Consider the following 16,861-nt stretch of genomic DNA (forward strand, 5'->3'; position numbering starts at 1 on the left):
CCGGGCTTCAGGGGTGCATGCCCACGGGACATAACGGCCCGTGTCGCCCATGCCGCGTCGCGCTCGGGGTAGGTACTCGTCATGCGTTTCACCGATCAGCAGTCCTACCCCCTGCCGGCGGACCGGGTGCGGAAGTTGCGTATCGGCAGGTGGCTCTACCTCGCCGCGATCGTTCTCGACGCCGTCGCACTGCTGGGTGAGCTGTTCCACAACTCTCCTTCCGCTGTGCGGCTTTCCGTCACAGGCACGGGCGTCATCCTGTTCTCGCTGCTCCTGCGGGAAGTGTTCAAGTGCCTGCACCGGCACGAATCCGCACTCCGGCATCGGTAGCCCGGGATTCGAAAGGGGCCAACTGTCGCAGCCCGGGTCGGGTGCCGTCCGTCAGGTGCGGTCCGCCGGAGACGGGCTTCAGGTCAACATCTTCAGCTCTGCAAACGTGTCCCGCAGGTGCCGCGCGAAGCGGCGCTCGTCCGGGTCCGTGAGCCAGCGCCCGTACGCGACCTTGAAGACGGCCACGCCCGTCTCGGCGGCGAGGCTTGCAGTCGGCTCCGTGGTGCCGCGGTCACGCAGGCCCCCGGCGAGCGCCGAGCCGATCGCGGCGAGCTTGATCAGTTCGCGCTCCTGCAGCTCGGCATGGGCGGCGATGACGGCCTGTCGCTGCCGCACGCGCTCGCGGCGCTCGTCGAACACCGCCGCGGCCGATTCCAGCGTGGCGGCCACCGCGTCCAGTGGCGCCGCCTCCGGTGAGATCTCGGTGAGGGCGGAGACCAGGCTGTCCTGCAAGGCGTTCCCGCCGAAGAGGACCTCGCGCTTGTCGGCGAAGTGCCGGAAGAAGGACCGCTCCGTGAGGCCCGCCCGACCGGCGATCTCCTTCACGGTGGTCGCGTCGAACCCGCGCTCGCTGTACAGCGCGAGCGCCGCCTGTTCCAGGCGCCCCCGCGCGTTCGGCTCCCATCTACCCATGTTCCAGATCGTACGGGGACCCGGAGCACAGATGAGGTCAGTCGCTGTCGTCACCTGTTAGTCTGACGACAGTCACTGTCATCACCTCTCCAGTTGTCGCCTCCCGCCGCGGCACTGACAGTGACTGAATGAGGAGGTTCGTCCTATGCGCGTTCTCGTAACCGGTGCGTCCGGCTGGATCGGCTCCGCCGTCGTCCCCGACCTGATCGACGGAGGTCACCAGGTGGTGGGCCTCGCTCGGTCGGACGCATCCGCCGATGCCCTCGCCGCGGCCGGAGCACAGGTGGTTCGCGGCTCGCTCCAGGACCTCGACACACTGCGTGCGGCCGCCGACGCGGCAGACGGTGTGATCCATCTGGCGTTCAACCATGAAGTCGCCTTCGCACAAGGCGACTTCATGGCCGCCGCCGAAACCGACCGCGCCGCCGTCGAGGCGATGACGGCGCCACTGGCCGGCACCGACAAGCCGTTCGTCCTCGCCTCCGGCACGCCCGTCGAATCCGGTGGCCGCGTGGCGACCGAGCGTGACGGGCACGACCTGCCGCCGCTCGACGCCGTGCCGGACAGGGCCGCCGGCATGGTGGCCCGTATGGCCACTGCCGAGTACGTGCTCGGCTGCGCCGATCACGGGGTCCGCTCCGCTGTCGTACGTCTGCCGCGCACCAATCACGGCGACGGCGACCACGGCTTCATCGCGACCTGGATCGGGACGGCCCGCGACAAGGGTGCGGCCGGCTACTACGGCGACGGCACCAACCGCTGGCCGGCCGTCCACCGTCTGGACTCGGCGCACATGTTCCGCCTCGCGCTGGAATCGGCTCCAGCGGGTTCGACGCTGCATGCTGTCGCCGACGAGGGTGTGTCCCTGCGCGACATCGCCGAGGTCATCGGCCGCCATCTGAACCTTCCGGTGGTCTCCGTCCCACCGGCGGAGGCCCAGGACCATTTCGGCTGGCTGGCCACGGTGATGACCTCCGACCAGCCGGCGTCCAGCACCCTCACCCGCGAGCTCGTCGAGTGGCGCCCGACCCGGCCGAACCTCCTGGAAGACATGGACAAGGGGCACTACTTCCGCTGAAACCCGCTCGCCGGACCGGCCCCACCCAGCTCATGCCGAGCCCCGGCCGTGGCCGAGTGCATCCACGGACGAAGCCGGTGCTCCAGCCGTAGTGTGTGAGGTGTGGCCCGGCCTCACGGCTGTCTGCCACCCGCGGACACTCGTGCTGCCGCGGGCGGAAATACATATGGCCTCGGCACGCCGTCTGCACAGCGTCGGGCCGTGCCCGAGTTGAAGCAGTTGCACGCCGGTCACGTACCGGCGGCCCTCGCCTTCGCGTCGGCGAACCGTGCCTACTTCGCTGCCTCGGTCCCCGAGCGCGGCGACGACTTCCTCGACCGGCTCACCGACCGGCACAACGCCCTGCTGGCGGCGTCCGCGACCGTTCGGGAACTGTGCCTGCCGGCGGCGTCGCGGCATGGGCTGCACACAGTGCGGGCCGCCACCGTTCAGCAGGATGCGGCGCCCCGAAAAGTGCTGGCCGAAGCCGGGTTCGTCCCTGTCGGCCCCGCCGACCCGGCTCGCCTCTGCGGCAAGCCAGGCGCCCGGTACCAGCGCGATCCGGTGCCGGAGCCGTAGGACGCAACCCCCGCCGGTGGGGCCGTCCGGGAGACGGGCACGGGCTGCCGCCTGCGGCGATCCGGTGGAGCCCCTGTTCCGTCGGTGCCCACGAAAAGCCCCTGCCCGATCACCGTTCCCATGCCACCGCCCGCAGGCTCCCAGGTGCACGAAGCGGGAGGGTTCGCCCTGACGACGAGGCAGGGTACGCATGCGCGACCCGCCCACGCCGACAAGTGCGCCTTCGCAGCGAGCAACGTGGACGAAGGTGGCACCTCGCCCACGGCGTCGGGGAGCCGCTTCTTCGGTCCCGGCCCCCCGCAGGGGAGTCGTGGGCGGCGCACGCCTCCCGAAAAGGGGTGCGATGCTGTGCTGACGTGCTCCCCGCGGAAACGAGTCGGGGGACTCGGTGGACATGTCCGTCCTCGGGCAGGAGAGTAGGCGCCGGGACCTGGAAGGTGGACCGATGGACTGGCAAGACTTCGCCACGCGGATGGCTTCGATGGCGCGGGATCTGCTCGCGCAGGACTCCGTCGACGCGACGCTGGAGCGGATCACGGGCTCCGCGACGGAGATCGTCGAGGGCTGCGACGCCGCCGGCATCCTGATCATCCAGGGCAGTCGGGTCCAGACGCTCGCCCCCACCGAGGCCGGCGTCGTCCTCAGTGACGAGGCCCAGGGCCGCCTGGGCGAAGGCCCCTGCTTCGAAGCGGCTCGCCGCGGCGGCCACGAGCGCATATTCCGCATCGAGGACCTGACCGCGTACCAGGACCGGTGGCCCCGCTTCACGGCCGAAGCCCGCGACCTCGGCATCGGAAGCATGATGGGCTTCCTCCTCTACACCGAGAACGAGCAGCTCGGAGCACTCAACCTCTATGCGAGGCGTCCTGCCGCCTTCAGCGACGAGAGCGAGACGGCCGGCTGGCTGCTGGCCTCCCACGCGGCCGTCGCCCTCTCCAGCGCCCGCAACGCCGATCAGCTGGAGCAGGCACTGGAGACCCGTCACACCATCGGTGAGGCCATGGGTATCGTGCGGGAACGGCATCAGCTCAGCGAGGTCGATGCCTTTGCTGTGATGCGGCGGCTGTCCCAGGAGCGCAACATCAAGCTGCGGGAGATCGCCCGGCGTGTCTGCGAAACCGGCGGTATCGACACGTAGGGCCTGGCAGCTCCGGCTCCCGGCTGACCAAGCAGCGGACGGCAGGCAGGAGTTGAGCATCATGGGAACGGTCACCTCACGGGCGCCGGGGACCGACGTCACGTGCCGGGAGGAGCCGCGCTCCACACTTCGCCGCCCTCGTCCGCGCCGCCCAAGTCCCCTTTCCACGGGGTCACGTCGGGGAACGCCCCGGTGACCGTGCAGCCCGCAGTTCATGCCTGGCGGATCGAGGAGCGGGAGTACGTCCGCCAGGAGCAGCGGCGTGGTCGGCGTCATGCGTACGCACACCTCACGCCCGCGCGGACGGCGCTGATCGTGGTCGACATGGTGCCGTTCTTCGTGGCCGAGGCGCCCTATGCGCTGGGCATCGTCCCCCACATCACGCGCCTGGCGACCGCCTTGCGCGCGGCCGGAGCCACGGTGGCCTGGGTCCTGCCGGCGGGTACTCCCGCGCGTGAGGACTTCTTCGGTCCCCGCGCTGCTGAGCTGCTCGGCCACTGTGCCGGCGCCGGGCCGTTGCGGGAGCGGCTCTGGCCCGCTTTCGGGTCCACGACTCCGACCTTGTTGTGGAGAAGACCGCCGCCAGCGCCTTCTTCCCGGGGCGGTGTCTCCTCCCCGAACTCCTCGCGCAGCGCGGCATCGACACCGTCCTCGTCACGGGAACGGTCACCAACGTGTGCTGCGAGTCCTCTGCGCGCGACGCGAGCACCCTCGGATACCGGGTCGTCATGGTCGCCGACGCCAACGCCGCCCGTCGCGACGAAGACCACAACGCCACGCTCCACACGGTCTACCGCAGCTTCGGCGATGTGCGGTCCACCGACGACGTACTCGAACTCATCGACAGCGTTTGACCATGACGCACAGCGGACGCGCCGAGGCGGACAGACCTCCGAGCCGGGCGAGGCGACTGTGTGACGGACCGAGCCCGGACGGTAGGTGACCCCCTCTCGCCGCCTTCTCGGGCAGCGTGGGTGAGATCCCGTACCTGCGGCACCGGCCCCGAGCGGCATCAGGCGGTCGGCCGGTTGGCCTCGGTGGCTTCCTGTGCGGAGGCGAGTGCCTCGGGGGACCAGGACAGGTCCCCATTCCTCATGTCGTCGAGCACTGCTTGCAGCCAGCGCACTTCGGCATCCAGCAGTGCCAGACGGTACTCGTCCTCGATCAGCGTGATGCGGGGCAGTTCGGTCGCGGCCTCGTCGGTCTGACGCTCCAGGTCCGCGCGCTGTGCGAGGAGCCGCGAAGCTCGCCGCTCCAGCACCGGTACGGCTTCGGCCGGGCTGAGCATGAGCAGGTTCGACAGTGCCGCGGGGAAGACCGGGAACTCCGCTTTGGGGGACGACAGCATCTGCTCCAGCCACTCCCGGGCGACTGCCCGGCCCTCGTCGGTGACCTCGTAGAGCGTCCGCTCCGGGTACTGCTGGGCGCGTTCGGTCTGCCGGACGGCGATCAGTCCGCCGGCGAGGAGCCGATCGATGGTGCGGTACAGACCGGCCCGCTGGCTGACGTTGACCACCTGGTCCTTGCCCCATTCCTTGAGGAGTTGCTGGATCCCGTAGGGGTGCAGAGGCCGGTGGTGCAGCAGTGCCAGCACGGTGAGCCCCAGTGGCGAGCTCTTCACGGAGGTGGTCATGTCGGCATCGTAGACAACTGATAACTAGTTGCATTGATACTAGAAATGATGCAACTATGAGGCCACGGTCGGCACAGGGGAGGGCGTCAGCGACATGAGCGGCAACGGTTCTCGGGTACGTACAGCGTTGGTCATCGGCGGTGGTGTGGCGGGCCCGGTGACCGCGCTCGCACTGCGCAGAGCGGGCATCACGGCGACGGTGCACGAGGCGTACCCCAGCGCGGCCGACGGCGTGGGCGCTTGGCTGGCGCTGGCGCCGAACGGCCGCAGCGCGCTGGCCACGGTCGGCGCCGAAGAGGCGGTGCGAGCCGTCGGACAGCCCGTACCCGGAGTGGTGTTCACGGACGGCGCCGGCGGGCGCACGGCAGGCTTCGAGGGTTTCCGCGGACTGCCGGCCACTCTGGCACTGCGGCGGGATCGGCTGGCCCGGGCCCTGGCCGAGCGTGCGGCCGACGCAGGGGTGCGATGCGACTACGGCAAGCGCTTGGTGACGGTCGCGGAGATGCCCGACCACGTCACCGCCCACTTCGACGACGGCACCTCCGCGTCCGCCGACATACTGATCGGAGCCGACGGCATCCGCTCGACCGTCCGCTCCCTCATCGATCCGTGCGCACCCGCACCCGAGTACGACGGTGTGCTGAGCTTCGGGGGTTCGGCTCCGGCCGAAAGCGCGCCCGAAGCCGAAGTGGGCGTGATGTACTTCGCGTTCGGCCGTGCCTTCATGGGGTACTGGCAGGGCCCGGACGGCGGGATCGTCTGGTTCGCCGGACTGCCCGCGCACACCCCGCCGGGCCCGGCCGGTCCGGCCCGCGAAACCGCCGAGGACTGGCTCGCCAGGCTGCGTGAGCTCTTCGCCGGTCACGTCCCCGGCGAACGGCTGCTGCGGCACACGCGCGCCGAGGAGCTGATGATGGTGGGCCCGATGGAGCGTCTGCCCTCGGTGCCGCACTGGTACCGCGGCCGGATGGTGCTCGTCGGGGACTCGGTGCATGCACCGTCCTCCAGCTCCGGACAGGGCGCCTCGCTGGCCGTCGAAAGCGCCGTCGAACTGGCCCGCTGCCTGCGCGATCTGCCCGGGCCGGACGAGGCGTTCGCCGCCTACGAGGCACTGCGACGCCCGCGCGTGGAGGCGATCGGTCGTGCCGCTGCGGCCGTCAACGAGAAGAAGGCAGGCAAGGGCGACGCGTCCGCACGGCCCTTCCCTCCGCTGGAGGACACCTACCGCCCGCTCCATCTGCACCGGATCGACTGGGACGCGGCGGTCGGCGCCGAGCGTCGGCACAAGCACTGACAGCAGTACGGCGGCGGGGACGGCGCGTGTGCTCGGCCGGCCGCCTCGGAGGGGCAGGGTCCCTCTCCTCAGCGGACCGCAGCGCACTCCTGGCGTTCGCCCGCGTCAGGTGCGGGGACGGCGGACTCGCCGGCGGAGGCGCGACGGCCCCAGCCTCTGCGGCGGACGGTGCCGAGGAGGGCGCAACCGGTGTAGAGCAGGAAGGAGAGCGTGGTGACGTAGGGGCTGATGGGAATGTTGCTCCCGAGGGCGAGCAGAATGCCGCCCTCCATGGCGACGACCGCCAGGCTGACACTGAGCAGGGGAAGCAGGACGGGGGAGGCGGTGACGCGGGAGGCGGCCGCAGCCGGCGTCACGACCAGGGTGAGAACAAGCAGCGCACCGACGACCTGGACGGAGAGCGCGACTGTCACACCGAGTACCAGCATGAAGGCCAGGGAGAGCCCCTGTACGGGAACGCCGCGCGAGCGTGCGACCTCCGGGTCGGCGCTGGCGAAGGTCAGCGGGCGCCATATCGCGGCCAGTGCCACGAGGACGCCGGCGGAGGTGGCCAGCAGCAGCGTCGTCTGCGGCGCGTCGACGGCGACGATCTGCCCGGTGAGGAGGCCGAACTTGTTCGCGGCCCGGCCCTTGTACAGCGCGAGGAAGAGGACGCCGAGCCCCAGGCCGAACGGCATGAGGACACCGATGACCGAGTTGCGGTGGCGGGCCTTCGCCCCCAGGACGCCGATCAGCGCCGCGGCCACCAGAGATCCGAGTATCGACCCGGCGACCACGTTGACGCCGAACAGCAGCGCGGCCGAGGCGCCGGCGAAGGAGAGCTCGCTGATGCCGTGCACCGCGAACGGCAGGTCGCGCATGGTGACGAAGACGCCCGCCAGCCCTCCGATCAGGCCGAGTGCCGCCCCGACGACGAGGGAGTTGCGCACGAGGTCGAGCAGCGCGGCGTAGTCGTCGAAGTTGAAGAGCTGCGGCCACAGGTCGGCTGCGACGGTCATCCGACTGCTCCTTGCCGCTGTCGGGGCACTGCGTGGACCCGTGCGGACCGCGCGGGGTGATGCGGTTTCCCCGGTTCGTCCGGGACCCCCACCACCACGACTCTGCCCTGGGCTCTGACCACCTCGACGTGGGTTCCGTACAGTTCGGAGAGCGAGTCGGAGGTGAGAACCTCGTCGGGGGCGCCGACGCGGTGCCGTCCACGCGCCAGGTAGAGGACGCGGTCGGCCATGCCGAGTACCGGGTTGATCTCGTGGGTCACGAAGACGACCGCGGTCTCGTGGGAGCGGCGGCGGGCGTCGATCAGCTCCGTGACAGCACGCTGGTGGCGCAGGTCGAGGGAGAGCAGCGGCTCGTCGCACAGCAGCACACGCGGGTCGGTGGCCAGGGCCTGCCCGACCCGCACGCGCTGCTGCTCGCCGCCGGAGAGCATGCCGAGGGGCACGTCGGCGTAGTCGGAAGCCCCGACGGCGTCGAGGATCTCCGCGATGCGCTGCCCGCGTGCGCGCGAGGGCAGGCTTGGACCGAAGCGGTGGCCGTCGATGCCGAGGCGGACCAGGTCGCGGGCCCGCAGCGTGGCTTGGGCGGCGAGCGTGGCCCGCTGGGGGACGTATCCCAGGTGGCGGCTGGCTCTTCCCGGGGCCTTGTCCAGGACGGTGACCGTGCCGGAGGCGAGCGGCACCTGTCCCAGCAGGGCCTTCATGAAGCTGGTCTTGCCCGAACCGTTGGGTCCGAGAACCGCGAGGAACTCGCCGGGCCGCACGGTGAGGTCGAGGTCGCGCCAGACCGTGCGGCTGCCGTAGGCGAGCGCCGCCTCGCGTACGCGCACGACGGGGTTCACCTCAGACATGGCCGTCCCCCGTGGCGACAGGGCGGGGGACATGTGCCGCTGCGGAGTGCCTCACTTGTCGACCGCCGCGGAGAGTGCGTCCAGGTTTCCGGACATCCAGGACAGGTAGGTCTTGCCCTTCGGCAGGGTCTCGGTGACGGGAACCACCGGGACGCCGGCCTTCTTGGCCGCGGCCTTGACCTTCTCCGTCTCGGCCCCCGAGGTCTGCTCGTTGTAGACGAGGGCCTTCACCTGGTGGCCGGAGAAGAGTCCGAGAGTGGCGCGCAGGACTTTCGGGGAGACGTCGTCGCCCTCCTCGATCGCCTCGCTGAACTCCTCGGGCGTCTTGTTGGTGAGTCCGGACGCGTCGGTCATGTAGAGCGGAACGGGTTCGGTGATCGCGATGCCGTCACCGGAGTGGCTCTTCTTGAGGGCGGTTTCCTTCTTCTCCAGCGGCTTCAGCTTCGTCCTGTAGGACTCGGCGTTCTTCTTGAAGGTGGCGGCGTCGTCGGGTGAGGCCTTCGCCAGCCCGTCCGCGATGCGGTCGGCGACCTTCTCGACGGTGGGGAGGTCGTACCAGACGTGCTCGTTGAGCTCGCCACCATCCGCAGGCGCCTGGTGACCGGAGACATCGACGGTGTCGATCCTTTCGGCCGAGGTGTTCTTCTTGGCCATCCGCTTGACGAAGTCGTCGTAACCGCCGCCGTTCTCGATGACGATCTCGGCCTTGGACAGGGCCAGTTGGTTCCGGGTGCTGGCTTCGTAGGAGTGGGGGTCCTGGTCCGGGTCGCTGATGATCGAGGTGACGGAGACCTTGTCCCCACCGATCTGCCGGGCGATGTCGCCCCAGACGTTCGTCGAGGCGACGACGGAGATCTTGCCGGAGTCGGAGTCCGCAGCGGTGTCGCCCTTGTCGCTCCCGCTCCCGGAGCCGGAGGAGGAACTGCAACCCGCCAGCACGAGAGCGGCGGCGATGCCGGATATGACGGTCAACGGACGGGTGAGCGGTGTGGGCACGGGTCCTCCGTGGTTCGGGCGGCCGGTCGGGGCCGGGCGGCAGTGCAAGGGGGTGAGGTTCGGCCGCCTGCACCCGTTCTTCGCCGACGGCCCGTCACGAGGCCGACGTGGGCAAGGGCGTACGGGCGACGTCCGTGAATCGACGCACCCGGCGGCCGGACACCAGACTAAATGAAAATGACTATCAAAAGCGCACTGAAGTGCCGTCCCCGACGTTCCTTTGTCAAGGTTTGACCTGGCCTCGCAGCGGTGCTGACCTGGCAGCGGTGACGGCCACGCGGCAGTGGCGACTGCCCGTCACAAGGGAGTCCGTTGCTCTCACTCGTGCAGACGCTCCGCCGCACCGCATCCGCAGTCGTCGCACACACCGGTCAGCTCGACGGTGTGCTCGATCCGCGTGAAGCCCGTCGCGGACGGAAGGCCGGCTGCCCACGCCTCCACCGGTTCTGCGTCGACGGCCTGGCTCACGCCGCAGTCCCGGCACACGAGGTAGTGACGGTGGCCGTCGGCGGGCCGGGAGCGGTAGAGCCGCTCACCGTTCTTGTCGCGGACGACATCCACGTGACCGGCGCGCTCCAGCATGGAGAGTGTGCGGTAGACGGTGGTGAGGCCGACGGGCACGCCCGCGGACTGCGCCGCCGAGCACAGCTCCCGGGCAGAGACGAAGTCAGGGGTGTCCTGCAGGATGCGGACGATGGCCTCGCGCTGGCGGGTCACACGCCACGCACCGACCGGGGATCCGCGCACGGACTGCACCTCCCTCGGTGACGTGGTGGCGCCCGCGGTACCCGACGCGGAGAACGGTGTCCACCGGGGCGCCGCAGGCTCGAACGGGGGACCGGGCGGCCGGGCCGGGTGGTGCCGTGGCCGCACCACCACCCGGCCCGGGGTCTTCAGACGGTTACGGCAGAGCCGGTGAGCTCGTGCACCGCGGCGCTGTGGTGCTCGTGTGCACACGCTTCGGCGACATCGGGTGCGTCCCACGCGGGAAAGGGATCCTCGGCCGGTACCGGCTCGCCGTCGCGGAGCAGGCAGGCGGTCAACGCCGACTGCAGCGCGGGAGCGTCCAGGGCGGTGCCGATGAACACCAGCTCCTGTGCTGCCGGGTTATCCGCCTCCCGCCGCCCGGAGGGTTCGAAGCGGGCCACGGAACCCGCCTGCGACCAGAGGCCGGTGACTCCCGGACGGCCCGCGAGGGCGAAGAACCCCTTGCTGCGCAGGACCTTTCCGAACCGCCCACTGTCGAGCTGCTCGGTCACCAGCTGCCAGAGCCGGCCGGGGTGGAACGGCGTCGCGCTGCGGAAGACGGTGGAGGAGATGCCGTACTCCTCCGTCTCCGGTACGTGGTCGCCGTTGAGCTCCCGCACCCACCCCGGGGCCTGCTGAGCCCGGTCGATGTCGAACAGCCCGGTGCCCAGCACGTCGGCGGAGCGCACCCGGCCACGGGTCACCGGCACGATGCGGGCGGCCGGGTTGAGCCGGCTCAGGACCGAGCACAACTGATCGGCGCCCTCCTCGTCCACGAGGTCGAGCTTGTTGAGCACGATCACATCGGCGAACTCGACCTGGTCGATCAGAAGGTCGCTGACGGTGCGCTCGTCGTTCTCGTACTGGGCCAGACCGCGCGCGGCGAGGTCGTCACCGTCCTCCAGCTCCCCGCGGAAGTTGGCCGCGTCCACCACGGTGACCATCGTGTCCACGGCGGTGACGTCGCCGAGCGTCGCGCCGTCGTCCCGTTCGAAGGCGAACGTGGCGGCCACCGGCATCGGCTCGGAGATGCCACTGGACTCGATGAGGAGGTAGTCGAAGCGCCCCTCCCGGGCGAGCCTGTCCACCTCCTCCAGGAGGTCGTCGCGAAGAGTGCAGCAGATGCACCCGTTGGTCATCTCGACCAGCCGCTCCTCGGTGCGCGAGAGGGACGCCTCACCGCCGCGGACGAGCGCCGCGTCGATGTTGATCTCGCTCATGTCGTTGACGATCACGGCGACACGCAGTTCCTCACGGTTGGCGAGGACGTGGTTGAGCAGCGTGGTCTTGCCGGCCCCCAGGAAACCCGAGAGCACGGTCACCGGCAGCCGGGCGGGAGGCACGTCGACTCAGCCTTCCAGCCGCAGCAGGCCGCGTTCGTAGGCCTTCCGCAGATGCTGCGGCACCAACTGCGTTCGGCCGCCCACCGTGACGGGTACGAGTTGCGGCCGGGTCGCCTTCCACTGTGCGCGGCGGTGGCGGGTGTTGCTGCGCGACATCTTGCGCTTGGGGACTGCCATGGTGGGTGCCTTTCGGTGGGACGGGTGGGCCGCGGCGGGTGGTCGGGGTCAGCGGCTGGAGTAGGGCAGCAGAGCCATCTCGCGGGCGTTCTTGATCGCGGTGGCGATCCGGCGCTGCTGTTGAACGGTGACGCGGGTGACGCGACGGCTGCGGATCTTGCCGCGGTCGGAGATGAACTTCCGCAGCAGGTCGGTGTCCTTGTAGTCGACGTAGGTGATGCCGGCGGCGTCGAGCGGATTGGGGCGGCTCTTGCGCTGTTCCCGGGGTGTTCGGCGGGTCATGTGGGCTCCTCGCGTCTCGGCGGGCGGATGTCAGGCAACGGGGTCGAGCAACTGGTCGAAGCCGGAGGCGCGGCTCAGCGCGTGCGTTCCGGCGGCGAGTTCGGCGTCGGTGAGAAGGCAGGATTCGAGCAGCGCCGTCAGACCGGCGCGGTCCAGCTCGGGTGAGGTGAAGACCAGATGCTGGCCGCGGTCGCCGTGTTCGGGGTGCCACGCCAGGGCCGCGGCCGCCCGCCGCTCGGCGGACACCAACTCCCAGGCGGCGTCCGGCAGGGAGGCCAGCCAGGGTCCGGCGCTCTCCACGCACAGTGCCCCGCCGGCGGCCTCCCAGGCCAGGAGCGTGTCGGGCCGGTCGGCGAGCCAGAACCGCCCCCGGCTGCGCGCCGCCGCGCAGCACAGGTCCTCCAGCGCTTCGTAGAGGCGGACGGGATGGAACGGCCGACGGCACTGCCATACCAGGGTGCTCACGCCCTCCTCGTCGCAGTCGTGCGGCAGCCGGGCACTTGTCGGATGGGTGGCGGCCGCGGCAGCCGCGACGTCGAAACCGGCAAGAGCCACTTCGGCCAGCCGGCCCGGTTCCGCCTCGGGCCGTACCCAGGTGGCCGTGGGGTGCAGTTGCCGCAGCAGGGCCAGGTCGGTGGAGTCCGTCGCTTCGCCGTCCACCAGGGCCAGGACCGGTGCGTACTCCAGCTGCCGGGCCCAGGTGTCCCCGACGGTCCGCTGGTCGGCCCGCGCGGCGGCGAGCCCGGCGTCGAAGAGGTCGTCGCCGTTGGCCAGGCAGGGCAGGACCAGCACCGGATCGACGGCGGTCACCACGGCCGTCAGGCGGAAGGCGCCGTCACCATGGGCGGAGACGACCTCGGCCATGCCCTGGGGCTCGACGGAGTCCCACAGTTCGACAACAGCCATACGGGTGGCCCCGCCGTCGGCGAGGCGGTGGAGCTCCGGCACCAGGTCCTCGCGCAGGGCACAACAGGCGCAGTCGTTGACCAGGGGCCTCTCCTCCTCCGACTGGTCACCGGAGAGGTCGCGGACGACGCGTGTGACGACGCCGAGGGCGGCGGTGGACATGTCGTGGTGGAGCACGACGCTTCCCGGTACCTCGCGCAGCAGGTGGTCGACGGTGTCTCGGCGGGCGTCGGCGTGCATGCCGCCGACGACCACCACGGGCATGGCGGACTCCTCGCGGCTCATTCACGCCCCCCGCGTCGGCCGTACCTGCGCTCGAAGCGCTCGACGCGGCCCGCGGTGTCCACGACCCGGGTGTTGCCGGTGTAGAAGGGGTGGCTCGCCGCCGAGATCTCGACGTCGACCACGGGGTAGGTGTTGCCGTCCTCCCACTCGACGGTGTCGTCGCTCGTCATCGTGGAGCGGGTGAGGAAGGCGAAGTCGCCCGCCCGGTCACGGAAGACGACGGGACGGTAGGCGGGATGAATACCGGGTTGCATGAGAGCTCCTCGTCAGCGGCCCGCAGCGGGGGAGCGGGCCGGGGGCGGTCGGTCGGCGGATGCCTGTCGGGGGCGCACGCCGCCGGTGGGCGTCAGCGTTCCTCGCGGAACTGGACGTGCCGGCGGGCGACCGGGTCGTACTTGCGCAGCACGAGGCGGTCGGGGTCGTTCCGTCGGTTCTTGCGGGTCACGTAGGTGTAGCCGGTCCCGGCGGTCGAGCGGAGCTTGATGACCGGGCGTACGTCGGTGCGAGCCATGCGAGGTACTATACGACAACGGTTTTCATTTTCTCTACCGCCCACAGGGCGAGAAAGGACGGTACCGATGTCTGCTCACTGCCAACTGACAGGCGTGCAACCGGCGTTCGGGAAGAAGATCTCCCACTCGCATCGCCGCACCTCGCGCCGGTTCGATCCGAACGTCCAGCGCAAGCGCTACTGGCTGGCGAGCGAGGGCCGCCATGTGCGGCTGACCCTCAGTGCGCGGGCGATCAAGACGGTCGACGTGATCGGTGTCGAGGCAGCCGTCGCCCGTATTCGAGCCCGAGGGGGACGCGTCTGATGGCCAAGAAGAGCAAGATCGTCAAGGACGAGAAGCGCAGGGAGGTCGTCGCCCGGTACGCGGAGCGTCGGGCCCACCTCAAGGACGTGCTGCGCTCTCCGCGCAGCAGCGAGGCGGAGCGGGACGCGGCGCAGGCGGAGTTGCGGCGCCAACCGCGCGACGCCAGCGCGACGCGGGTGCGCAACCGCGACAGCGTGGACGGCCGCCCCCGTGGGCACCTGCGCAAGTTCGGGCTGTCCCGCGTCCGAGTCCGCGCGCAGGCGCACGCCGGTTTCCTGCCCGGGGTGACCAAGTCGTCCTGGTAGGGCGCCGCTGAGAGGTGTGGGCGAGGCGGCGTTCGGCTGAACGCCGCCTCGCCCCGGCTCGCCCCCCCCCCGGGACCCTGTCCGCCGACGGCGGCGCCGAGACCGGCGTCCGCTGTCGGTCGCGGACCCGCTCGGCCGGGATCAGGCCGGGACCGACTCCCCGGCGAACCCACGGGGCGGCGGCGGAGTGCCCCGCGGCCGCCCGGGGGCACCGTGGCTGCCCCTCGTCCGGTGAGCGGGCAACTGTCTACGCCTGTGCGGCTGTCGGGTCGGCACTGACGGAGAGCCAGATGCGCTCGGGGAGAATGCGTGCCGCCTCGACGAGGTCCAAGTCATGGATGCCGGCGAGCCAGCGGCGTGCGGTTCCGACGATCGGCGCGAGCAGCAGGGACTCGATCAGGGGCGGAGGCAGGTCGGCGAGTTCGCCGGAGGCGATGTGTGCCCGGACCCACTGCTCCAGGGGGGAGAGACGGGCCTCCTGCAGGTCGCGCAGTTCTTTGCCGCGGGTCATCGTGTCCCGGTCGGTGTCGGCCATGTGCAGGAACAGTGCGGCGTCCCGGTTGTCGAGTACGAAGCGCATGTACGCTTCGACCAGGGCGTGTACGGCGTCCCGGGCCTTGTCGTGCTGCTGGAGGGCCGTGGCCATCTCCGTGATCAGCGCGCCCGTCCAGCGTTCCGCGAGCGCGGTCCGCAGGCCCTGGAGGCTGCCGAAGTGGTGGTAGAGGCTCCCCATGCTGACACCGCTGAGATCCCGGACCGCCGTGACGGTGAAACCCTTCTCGCCCTCGGCGAGGTAGACCCGCAAGGCAGCGTCCATGAGTCGTTCGACGGTGGCTTCCCCGCGGTGCTGCTTGCCGCTCATGGCGCAATCGTATGCGCCCTCCCATTTTCTGGAATGAATTTCTAGAAAATGGTTCCATGCGGGTGCTCCGAGGCCTCAGACTGGGCATGCCGCAGGGGCGCATCGGGGGGCTACGCCCCTGCGGCTCTCCATCTGTCAGGCGCGGGGTATCCCTCCGGCAGAGCAGAAGGAGAGGACACAGAATGTCCGGAGCGGGACCGACCGCCGCAGCAACCGTCGCGGAAGTGACAGCCGGACCCACCGACCGCCGCGCGCCGGTCCCGTTGCCGGACGAGTCACCGGACGACCCGGACGCCTCACGTGTGAGCCTTCAGCCCCAGATCGCCTGGGCCAGCGCTGCGCCGGTGAAGGCGGCTCCGAGGCCGGCCACGATGCTGGCCGTGACGTTCACGGCAGCGAAGAAGCGGGCGCCGTCCTCGGTCAGGCGCAAGGTCTCGTAGGAGAAGGTGGAGTAGGTGGTCAGGGCTCCGCACAGGCCGGTGCCCAGGAGCAGTTGTACGTGCGAAGAGGCTGCTCCGGCAGCGACGGCCCCGGTGGTCAAGCCCATGATCAGACAGCCGGCGACGTTGACCGTGAAGGTGCCCCAGGGGAAGACGGTGCTGTGTCTGGACTGCACGGTGCGGTCGGTCAGGTAGCGCAGAGGCGCTCCGACCATGGCTCCGGCGATCACGAGCAGCCAGTTCACGACTCCTCCCCGGCGCCGCGGCCGCTGTAGCGGATGACCTCGCAGTCGTCGAGGATGACCAGCCCCTCGGTGACCAGTTCGTCGAGTTGCGGGAGGAAGGCGCGGATGCGGTCCTCCGCATCGACGATGACGACGGCGACGGGCAGGTCTTCGCTCAGGGAGAGCAGCCGCGTGGTGTGGACGAGGGAGGAGGCACCGAAGCCTTCGACGCCCCGGAAGACGGAGGCGCCGGCCAGGCCGGCCTTGTGGGCGCGGTGCACGATCTCGGTGAAGAGCGGCTTGTGGTGCCAGGTGTCGTTCTCGCCGACGAAGATCGTGACGCGCAGGGCGGAACCGGTGAGTCTCACTGTTGCCTCCACGCGAGGACGCGACGGGTCAGGAACGCTGCCGCCCACACGGAGGCCAGCGCGGTGACGACCGTGAGGGCGAGGTAGGCGAGGCCGGTGCGGGGTGCGCCTTCCTGGGTGAGGCGCTGGATGTCGGTGGCGTACGTGGAGAACGTGGTGAAGCCGCCGAGTACGCCGGTGCCGAAGAAAGGACGCACGAGCCGGTGGGCCGCCCAGACATCCGTGATCACGACCATGAACATGCCGATGATCGCGCAGCCGGTGGCGTTGACCAGCAGAGTGGTCCAGGGGAAGGCGTCCGGTGGCGTGGGCCACAGCAGCGAGGCCCCGTAGCGGGCAGCGGCTCCCAGGCCCCCGCCGAGGGAGACGGCAGCCACGACGGGAGCCTGCCGCCGCCGTGCCTCCGTGCGCTGGGCGGGCACGTGGAGGTCGATGTCCGGGTCGACGGGTTCGTTGAGCACGTGGGGGCGGGCCTTGGCCACGTTCACCTCTCCTACTCGTCGGGCACGACTGAGAGCCGTCGCGCGCGTCACAAGTAGGGACCGTTGGCGGCGTCGTCGCCGCGGTTCGGGTACGGCGGGCCCCACCGCCGTCGCCGTGG

24 protein-coding genes are annotated in these 16,861 nt (G+C 70.4%); 8 read left to right on the forward strand and 16 right to left on the reverse strand.

Going from position 1 to position 16,861, the window contains the following annotated elements; translation table 11 throughout:
* Positions 1 to 81 precede the first annotated feature (81 nt).
* Positions 82 to 330 (forward strand): hypothetical protein, encoded by a 249-nt coding sequence (locus tag H297_RS0116285; protein WP_027737925.1) that lies wholly within the window; start codon positions 82 to 84, stop codon positions 328 to 330.
* A gap of 78 nt (positions 331 to 408) precedes the next feature.
* Here H297_RS0116285 and H297_RS0116290 read toward each other — a convergent pair whose 3' ends face one another.
* On the reverse strand, positions 409 to 963 hold the full coding sequence (locus tag H297_RS0116290) for a TetR/AcrR family transcriptional regulator (protein WP_027737926.1): 555 nt from the start codon (positions 961 to 963) through the stop codon (positions 409 to 411).
* A gap of 145 nt (positions 964 to 1,108) precedes the next feature.
* On the opposite strand from H297_RS0116290, the gene H297_RS0116295 reads away from it, so the two are divergent.
* The 4 genes from H297_RS0116295 (at position 1,109) to H297_RS44285 (ending at position 4,591) form a co-directional block, all read left to right on the forward strand.
* Positions 1,109 to 2,041 (forward strand): SDR family oxidoreductase, encoded by a 933-nt coding sequence (locus H297_RS0116295; protein ID WP_027737927.1) that lies wholly within the window; start codon positions 1,109 to 1,111, stop codon positions 2,039 to 2,041.
* Between the two features lie 201 nt (positions 2,042 to 2,242).
* Positions 2,243 to 2,599 carry a hypothetical protein gene (locus H297_RS0116300; protein WP_027737928.1) on the forward strand — a complete coding sequence of 119 codons (357 nt, stop codon included), beginning with the start codon at positions 2,243 to 2,245 and terminating at the stop codon, positions 2,597 to 2,599.
* A 445-nt stretch (positions 2,600 to 3,044) separates the two neighbouring features.
* On the forward strand, positions 3,045 to 3,737 hold the full coding sequence (locus H297_RS0116305; RefSeq protein WP_027737929.1) for a GAF and ANTAR domain-containing protein: 693 nt from the start codon (positions 3,045 to 3,047) through the stop codon (positions 3,735 to 3,737).
* Positions 3,738 to 4,303: 566 nt separating this feature from the next.
* Complete coding sequence (locus tag H297_RS44285; RefSeq protein ID WP_486589537.1) at positions 4,304 to 4,591, forward strand: isochorismatase family protein; 288 nt, start codon at positions 4,304 to 4,306, stop codon at positions 4,589 to 4,591.
* Positions 4,592 to 4,749: 158 nt separating this feature from the next.
* On the opposite strand, the gene H297_RS0116315 is transcribed toward H297_RS44285, so the two are convergent.
* On the reverse strand, positions 4,750 to 5,370 hold the full coding sequence (locus tag H297_RS0116315; RefSeq protein WP_027737930.1) for a PadR family transcriptional regulator: 621 nt from the start codon (positions 5,368 to 5,370) through the stop codon (positions 4,750 to 4,752).
* Positions 5,371 to 5,464: 94 nt separating this feature from the next.
* On the opposite strand from H297_RS0116315, the gene H297_RS0116320 reads away from it, so the two are divergent.
* Entirely contained in the window at positions 5,465 to 6,664 is a 1,200-nt protein-coding gene (locus H297_RS0116320) for an FAD-dependent monooxygenase (protein ID WP_027737931.1), read from the forward strand.
* Positions 6,665 to 6,732: 68 nt separating this feature from the next.
* Here H297_RS0116320 and H297_RS0116325 read toward each other — a convergent pair whose 3' ends face one another.
* The 10 genes from H297_RS0116325 to rpmG all read right to left on the reverse strand — a co-directional run bounded on the left by H297_RS0116325 (position 6,733) and on the right by rpmG (position 13,757).
* Positions 6,733 to 7,662 (reverse strand): metal ABC transporter permease, encoded by a 930-nt coding sequence (locus H297_RS0116325; protein WP_027737932.1) that lies wholly within the window; start codon positions 7,660 to 7,662, stop codon positions 6,733 to 6,735.
* Complete coding sequence (locus H297_RS36710; RefSeq protein ID WP_051351897.1) at positions 7,659 to 8,510, reverse strand: ABC transporter ATP-binding protein; 852 nt, start codon at positions 8,508 to 8,510, stop codon at positions 7,659 to 7,661. The genes H297_RS0116325 and H297_RS36710 overlap by 4 nt, the downstream gene beginning before the upstream one ends.
* Before the next feature lie 51 nt (positions 8,511 to 8,561).
* Positions 8,562 to 9,506 (reverse strand): metal ABC transporter solute-binding protein, Zn/Mn family, encoded by a 945-nt coding sequence (locus H297_RS0116335; RefSeq protein ID WP_027737933.1) that lies wholly within the window; start codon positions 9,504 to 9,506, stop codon positions 8,562 to 8,564.
* Between the two features lie 318 nt (positions 9,507 to 9,824).
* Positions 9,825 to 10,253, reverse strand: a complete 429-nt coding sequence (locus H297_RS36715) for a Fur family transcriptional regulator (protein ID WP_037794400.1) — start codon at positions 10,251 to 10,253, stop codon at positions 9,825 to 9,827.
* Positions 10,254 to 10,399: 146 nt separating this feature from the next.
* The gene (locus H297_RS0116345) at positions 10,400 to 11,596 is read right to left on the reverse strand and encodes a CobW family GTP-binding protein (RefSeq protein WP_027737934.1); all 1,197 of its coding nucleotides are present in this window, start codon (positions 11,594 to 11,596) and stop codon (positions 10,400 to 10,402) included.
* Between the two features lie 6 nt (positions 11,597 to 11,602).
* Positions 11,603 to 11,773, reverse strand: coding sequence for a 50S ribosomal protein L32 (rpmF, locus tag H297_RS0116350; protein ID WP_027737935.1), 171 nt, complete (start codon positions 11,771 to 11,773; stop codon positions 11,603 to 11,605).
* 48 nt (positions 11,774 to 11,821) lie between these two features.
* Positions 11,822 to 12,055: a 30S ribosomal protein S18 gene (rpsR, locus tag H297_RS0116355; protein ID WP_027737936.1), complete on the reverse strand. Its 234-nt coding sequence runs from the start codon at positions 12,053 to 12,055 to the stop codon at positions 11,822 to 11,824.
* Between the two features lie 30 nt (positions 12,056 to 12,085).
* Positions 12,086 to 13,246, reverse strand: coding sequence for a CobW family GTP-binding protein (locus H297_RS0116360; protein ID WP_027737937.1), 1,161 nt, complete (start codon positions 13,244 to 13,246; stop codon positions 12,086 to 12,088).
* Positions 13,243 to 13,500, reverse strand: coding sequence for a type B 50S ribosomal protein L31 (locus H297_RS0116365; RefSeq protein WP_027737938.1), 258 nt, complete (start codon positions 13,498 to 13,500; stop codon positions 13,243 to 13,245). Before H297_RS0116365 ends, H297_RS0116360 begins: the two co-directional genes overlap by 4 nt.
* Positions 13,501 to 13,592: 92 nt before the next feature.
* Positions 13,593 to 13,757, reverse strand: a complete 165-nt coding sequence (gene rpmG / locus H297_RS0116370; RefSeq protein WP_027737939.1) for a 50S ribosomal protein L33 — start codon at positions 13,755 to 13,757, stop codon at positions 13,593 to 13,595.
* A gap of 67 nt (positions 13,758 to 13,824) precedes the next feature.
* Between rpmG and rpmB the strand changes: the two genes are divergently transcribed.
* Positions 13,825 to 14,061, forward strand: a complete 237-nt coding sequence (gene rpmB, locus H297_RS0116375) for a 50S ribosomal protein L28 (RefSeq protein ID WP_027737940.1) — start codon at positions 13,825 to 13,827, stop codon at positions 14,059 to 14,061.
* Positions 14,061 to 14,366 (forward strand): 30S ribosomal protein S14, encoded by a 306-nt coding sequence (rpsN, locus tag H297_RS0116380; RefSeq protein ID WP_027737941.1) that lies wholly within the window; start codon positions 14,061 to 14,063, stop codon positions 14,364 to 14,366. The genes rpmB and rpsN overlap by 1 nt, the downstream gene beginning before the upstream one ends.
* A gap of 247 nt (positions 14,367 to 14,613) precedes the next feature.
* Here rpsN and H297_RS0116385 read toward each other — a convergent pair whose 3' ends face one another.
* The 4 genes from H297_RS0116385 to crcB (H297_RS0116400) all read right to left on the reverse strand — a co-directional run bounded on the left by H297_RS0116385 (position 14,614) and on the right by crcB (H297_RS0116400) (position 16,742).
* A complete protein-coding gene (locus tag H297_RS0116385) occupies positions 14,614 to 15,228 on the reverse strand; it encodes a TetR/AcrR family transcriptional regulator (RefSeq protein ID WP_027737942.1) in 615 nt (204 codons plus the stop codon).
* A gap of 310 nt (positions 15,229 to 15,538) precedes the next feature.
* A complete protein-coding gene (gene crcB, locus H297_RS0116390; protein WP_027737943.1) occupies positions 15,539 to 15,913 on the reverse strand; it encodes a fluoride efflux transporter CrcB in 375 nt (124 codons plus the stop codon).
* Positions 15,910 to 16,260 (reverse strand): DUF190 domain-containing protein, encoded by a 351-nt coding sequence (locus H297_RS0116395; protein WP_027737944.1) that lies wholly within the window; start codon positions 16,258 to 16,260, stop codon positions 15,910 to 15,912. Before H297_RS0116395 ends, crcB (H297_RS0116390) begins: the two co-directional genes overlap by 4 nt.
* The gene (crcB, locus tag H297_RS0116400) at positions 16,257 to 16,742 is read right to left on the reverse strand and encodes a fluoride efflux transporter CrcB (protein WP_199787222.1); all 486 of its coding nucleotides are present in this window, start codon (positions 16,740 to 16,742) and stop codon (positions 16,257 to 16,259) included. The genes H297_RS0116395 and crcB (H297_RS0116400) overlap by 4 nt, the downstream gene beginning before the upstream one ends.
* Between the last annotated feature and the right edge of the window lie 119 nt (positions 16,743 to 16,861).

This window comes from Streptomyces sp. CNT360 (assembly GCF_000424785.1).

Excerpts from the sequence above, each read along its gene's own strand:
- rpsN (WP_027737941.1), top strand. The coding sequence starts at position 14,061 with ATGGCCAAGAAGAGCAAGATCGTCAAGGACGAGAAGCGCAGGGAGGTC.
- H297_RS0116360 (WP_027737937.1), bottom strand. The coding sequence starts at position 13,246 with ATGAGCCGCGAGGAGTCCGCCATGCCCGTGGTGGTCGTCGGCGGCATG.
- H297_RS0116325 (WP_027737932.1), bottom strand. The coding sequence starts at position 7,662 with ATGACCGTCGCAGCCGACCTGTGGCCGCAGCTCTTCAACTTCGACGAC.
- H297_RS0116385 (WP_027737942.1), bottom strand. The coding sequence starts at position 15,228 with ATGAGCGGCAAGCAGCACCGCGGGGAAGCCACCGTCGAACGACTCATG.
- rpsR (WP_027737936.1), bottom strand. The coding sequence starts at position 12,055 with ATGACCCGCCGAACACCCCGGGAACAGCGCAAGAGCCGCCCCAATCCG.
- H297_RS36710 (WP_051351897.1), bottom strand. The coding sequence starts at position 8,510 with ATGTCTGAGGTGAACCCCGTCGTGCGCGTACGCGAGGCGGCGCTCGCC.
- H297_RS0116290 (WP_027737926.1), bottom strand. The coding sequence starts at position 963 with ATGGGTAGATGGGAGCCGAACGCGCGGGGGCGCCTGGAACAGGCGGCG.
- H297_RS0116295 (WP_027737927.1), top strand. The coding sequence starts at position 1,109 with ATGCGCGTTCTCGTAACCGGTGCGTCCGGCTGGATCGGCTCCGCCGTC.
- H297_RS0116320 (WP_027737931.1), top strand. The coding sequence starts at position 5,465 with ATGAGCGGCAACGGTTCTCGGGTACGTACAGCGTTGGTCATCGGCGGT.
- rpmB (WP_027737940.1), top strand. The coding sequence starts at position 13,825 with ATGTCTGCTCACTGCCAACTGACAGGCGTGCAACCGGCGTTCGGGAAG.
- H297_RS0116285 (WP_027737925.1), top strand. The coding sequence starts at position 82 with ATGCGTTTCACCGATCAGCAGTCCTACCCCCTGCCGGCGGACCGGGTG.
- rpmG (WP_027737939.1), bottom strand. The coding sequence starts at position 13,757 with ATGGCTCGCACCGACGTACGCCCGGTCATCAAGCTCCGCTCGACCGCC.
- H297_RS0116365 (WP_027737938.1), bottom strand. The coding sequence starts at position 13,500 with ATGCAACCCGGTATTCATCCCGCCTACCGTCCCGTCGTCTTCCGTGAC.
- rpmF (WP_027737935.1), bottom strand. The coding sequence starts at position 11,773 with ATGGCAGTCCCCAAGCGCAAGATGTCGCGCAGCAACACCCGCCACCGC.
- H297_RS0116305 (WP_027737929.1), top strand. The coding sequence starts at position 3,045 with ATGGACTGGCAAGACTTCGCCACGCGGATGGCTTCGATGGCGCGGGAT.
- H297_RS0116315 (WP_027737930.1), bottom strand. The coding sequence starts at position 5,370 with ATGACCACCTCCGTGAAGAGCTCGCCACTGGGGCTCACCGTGCTGGCA.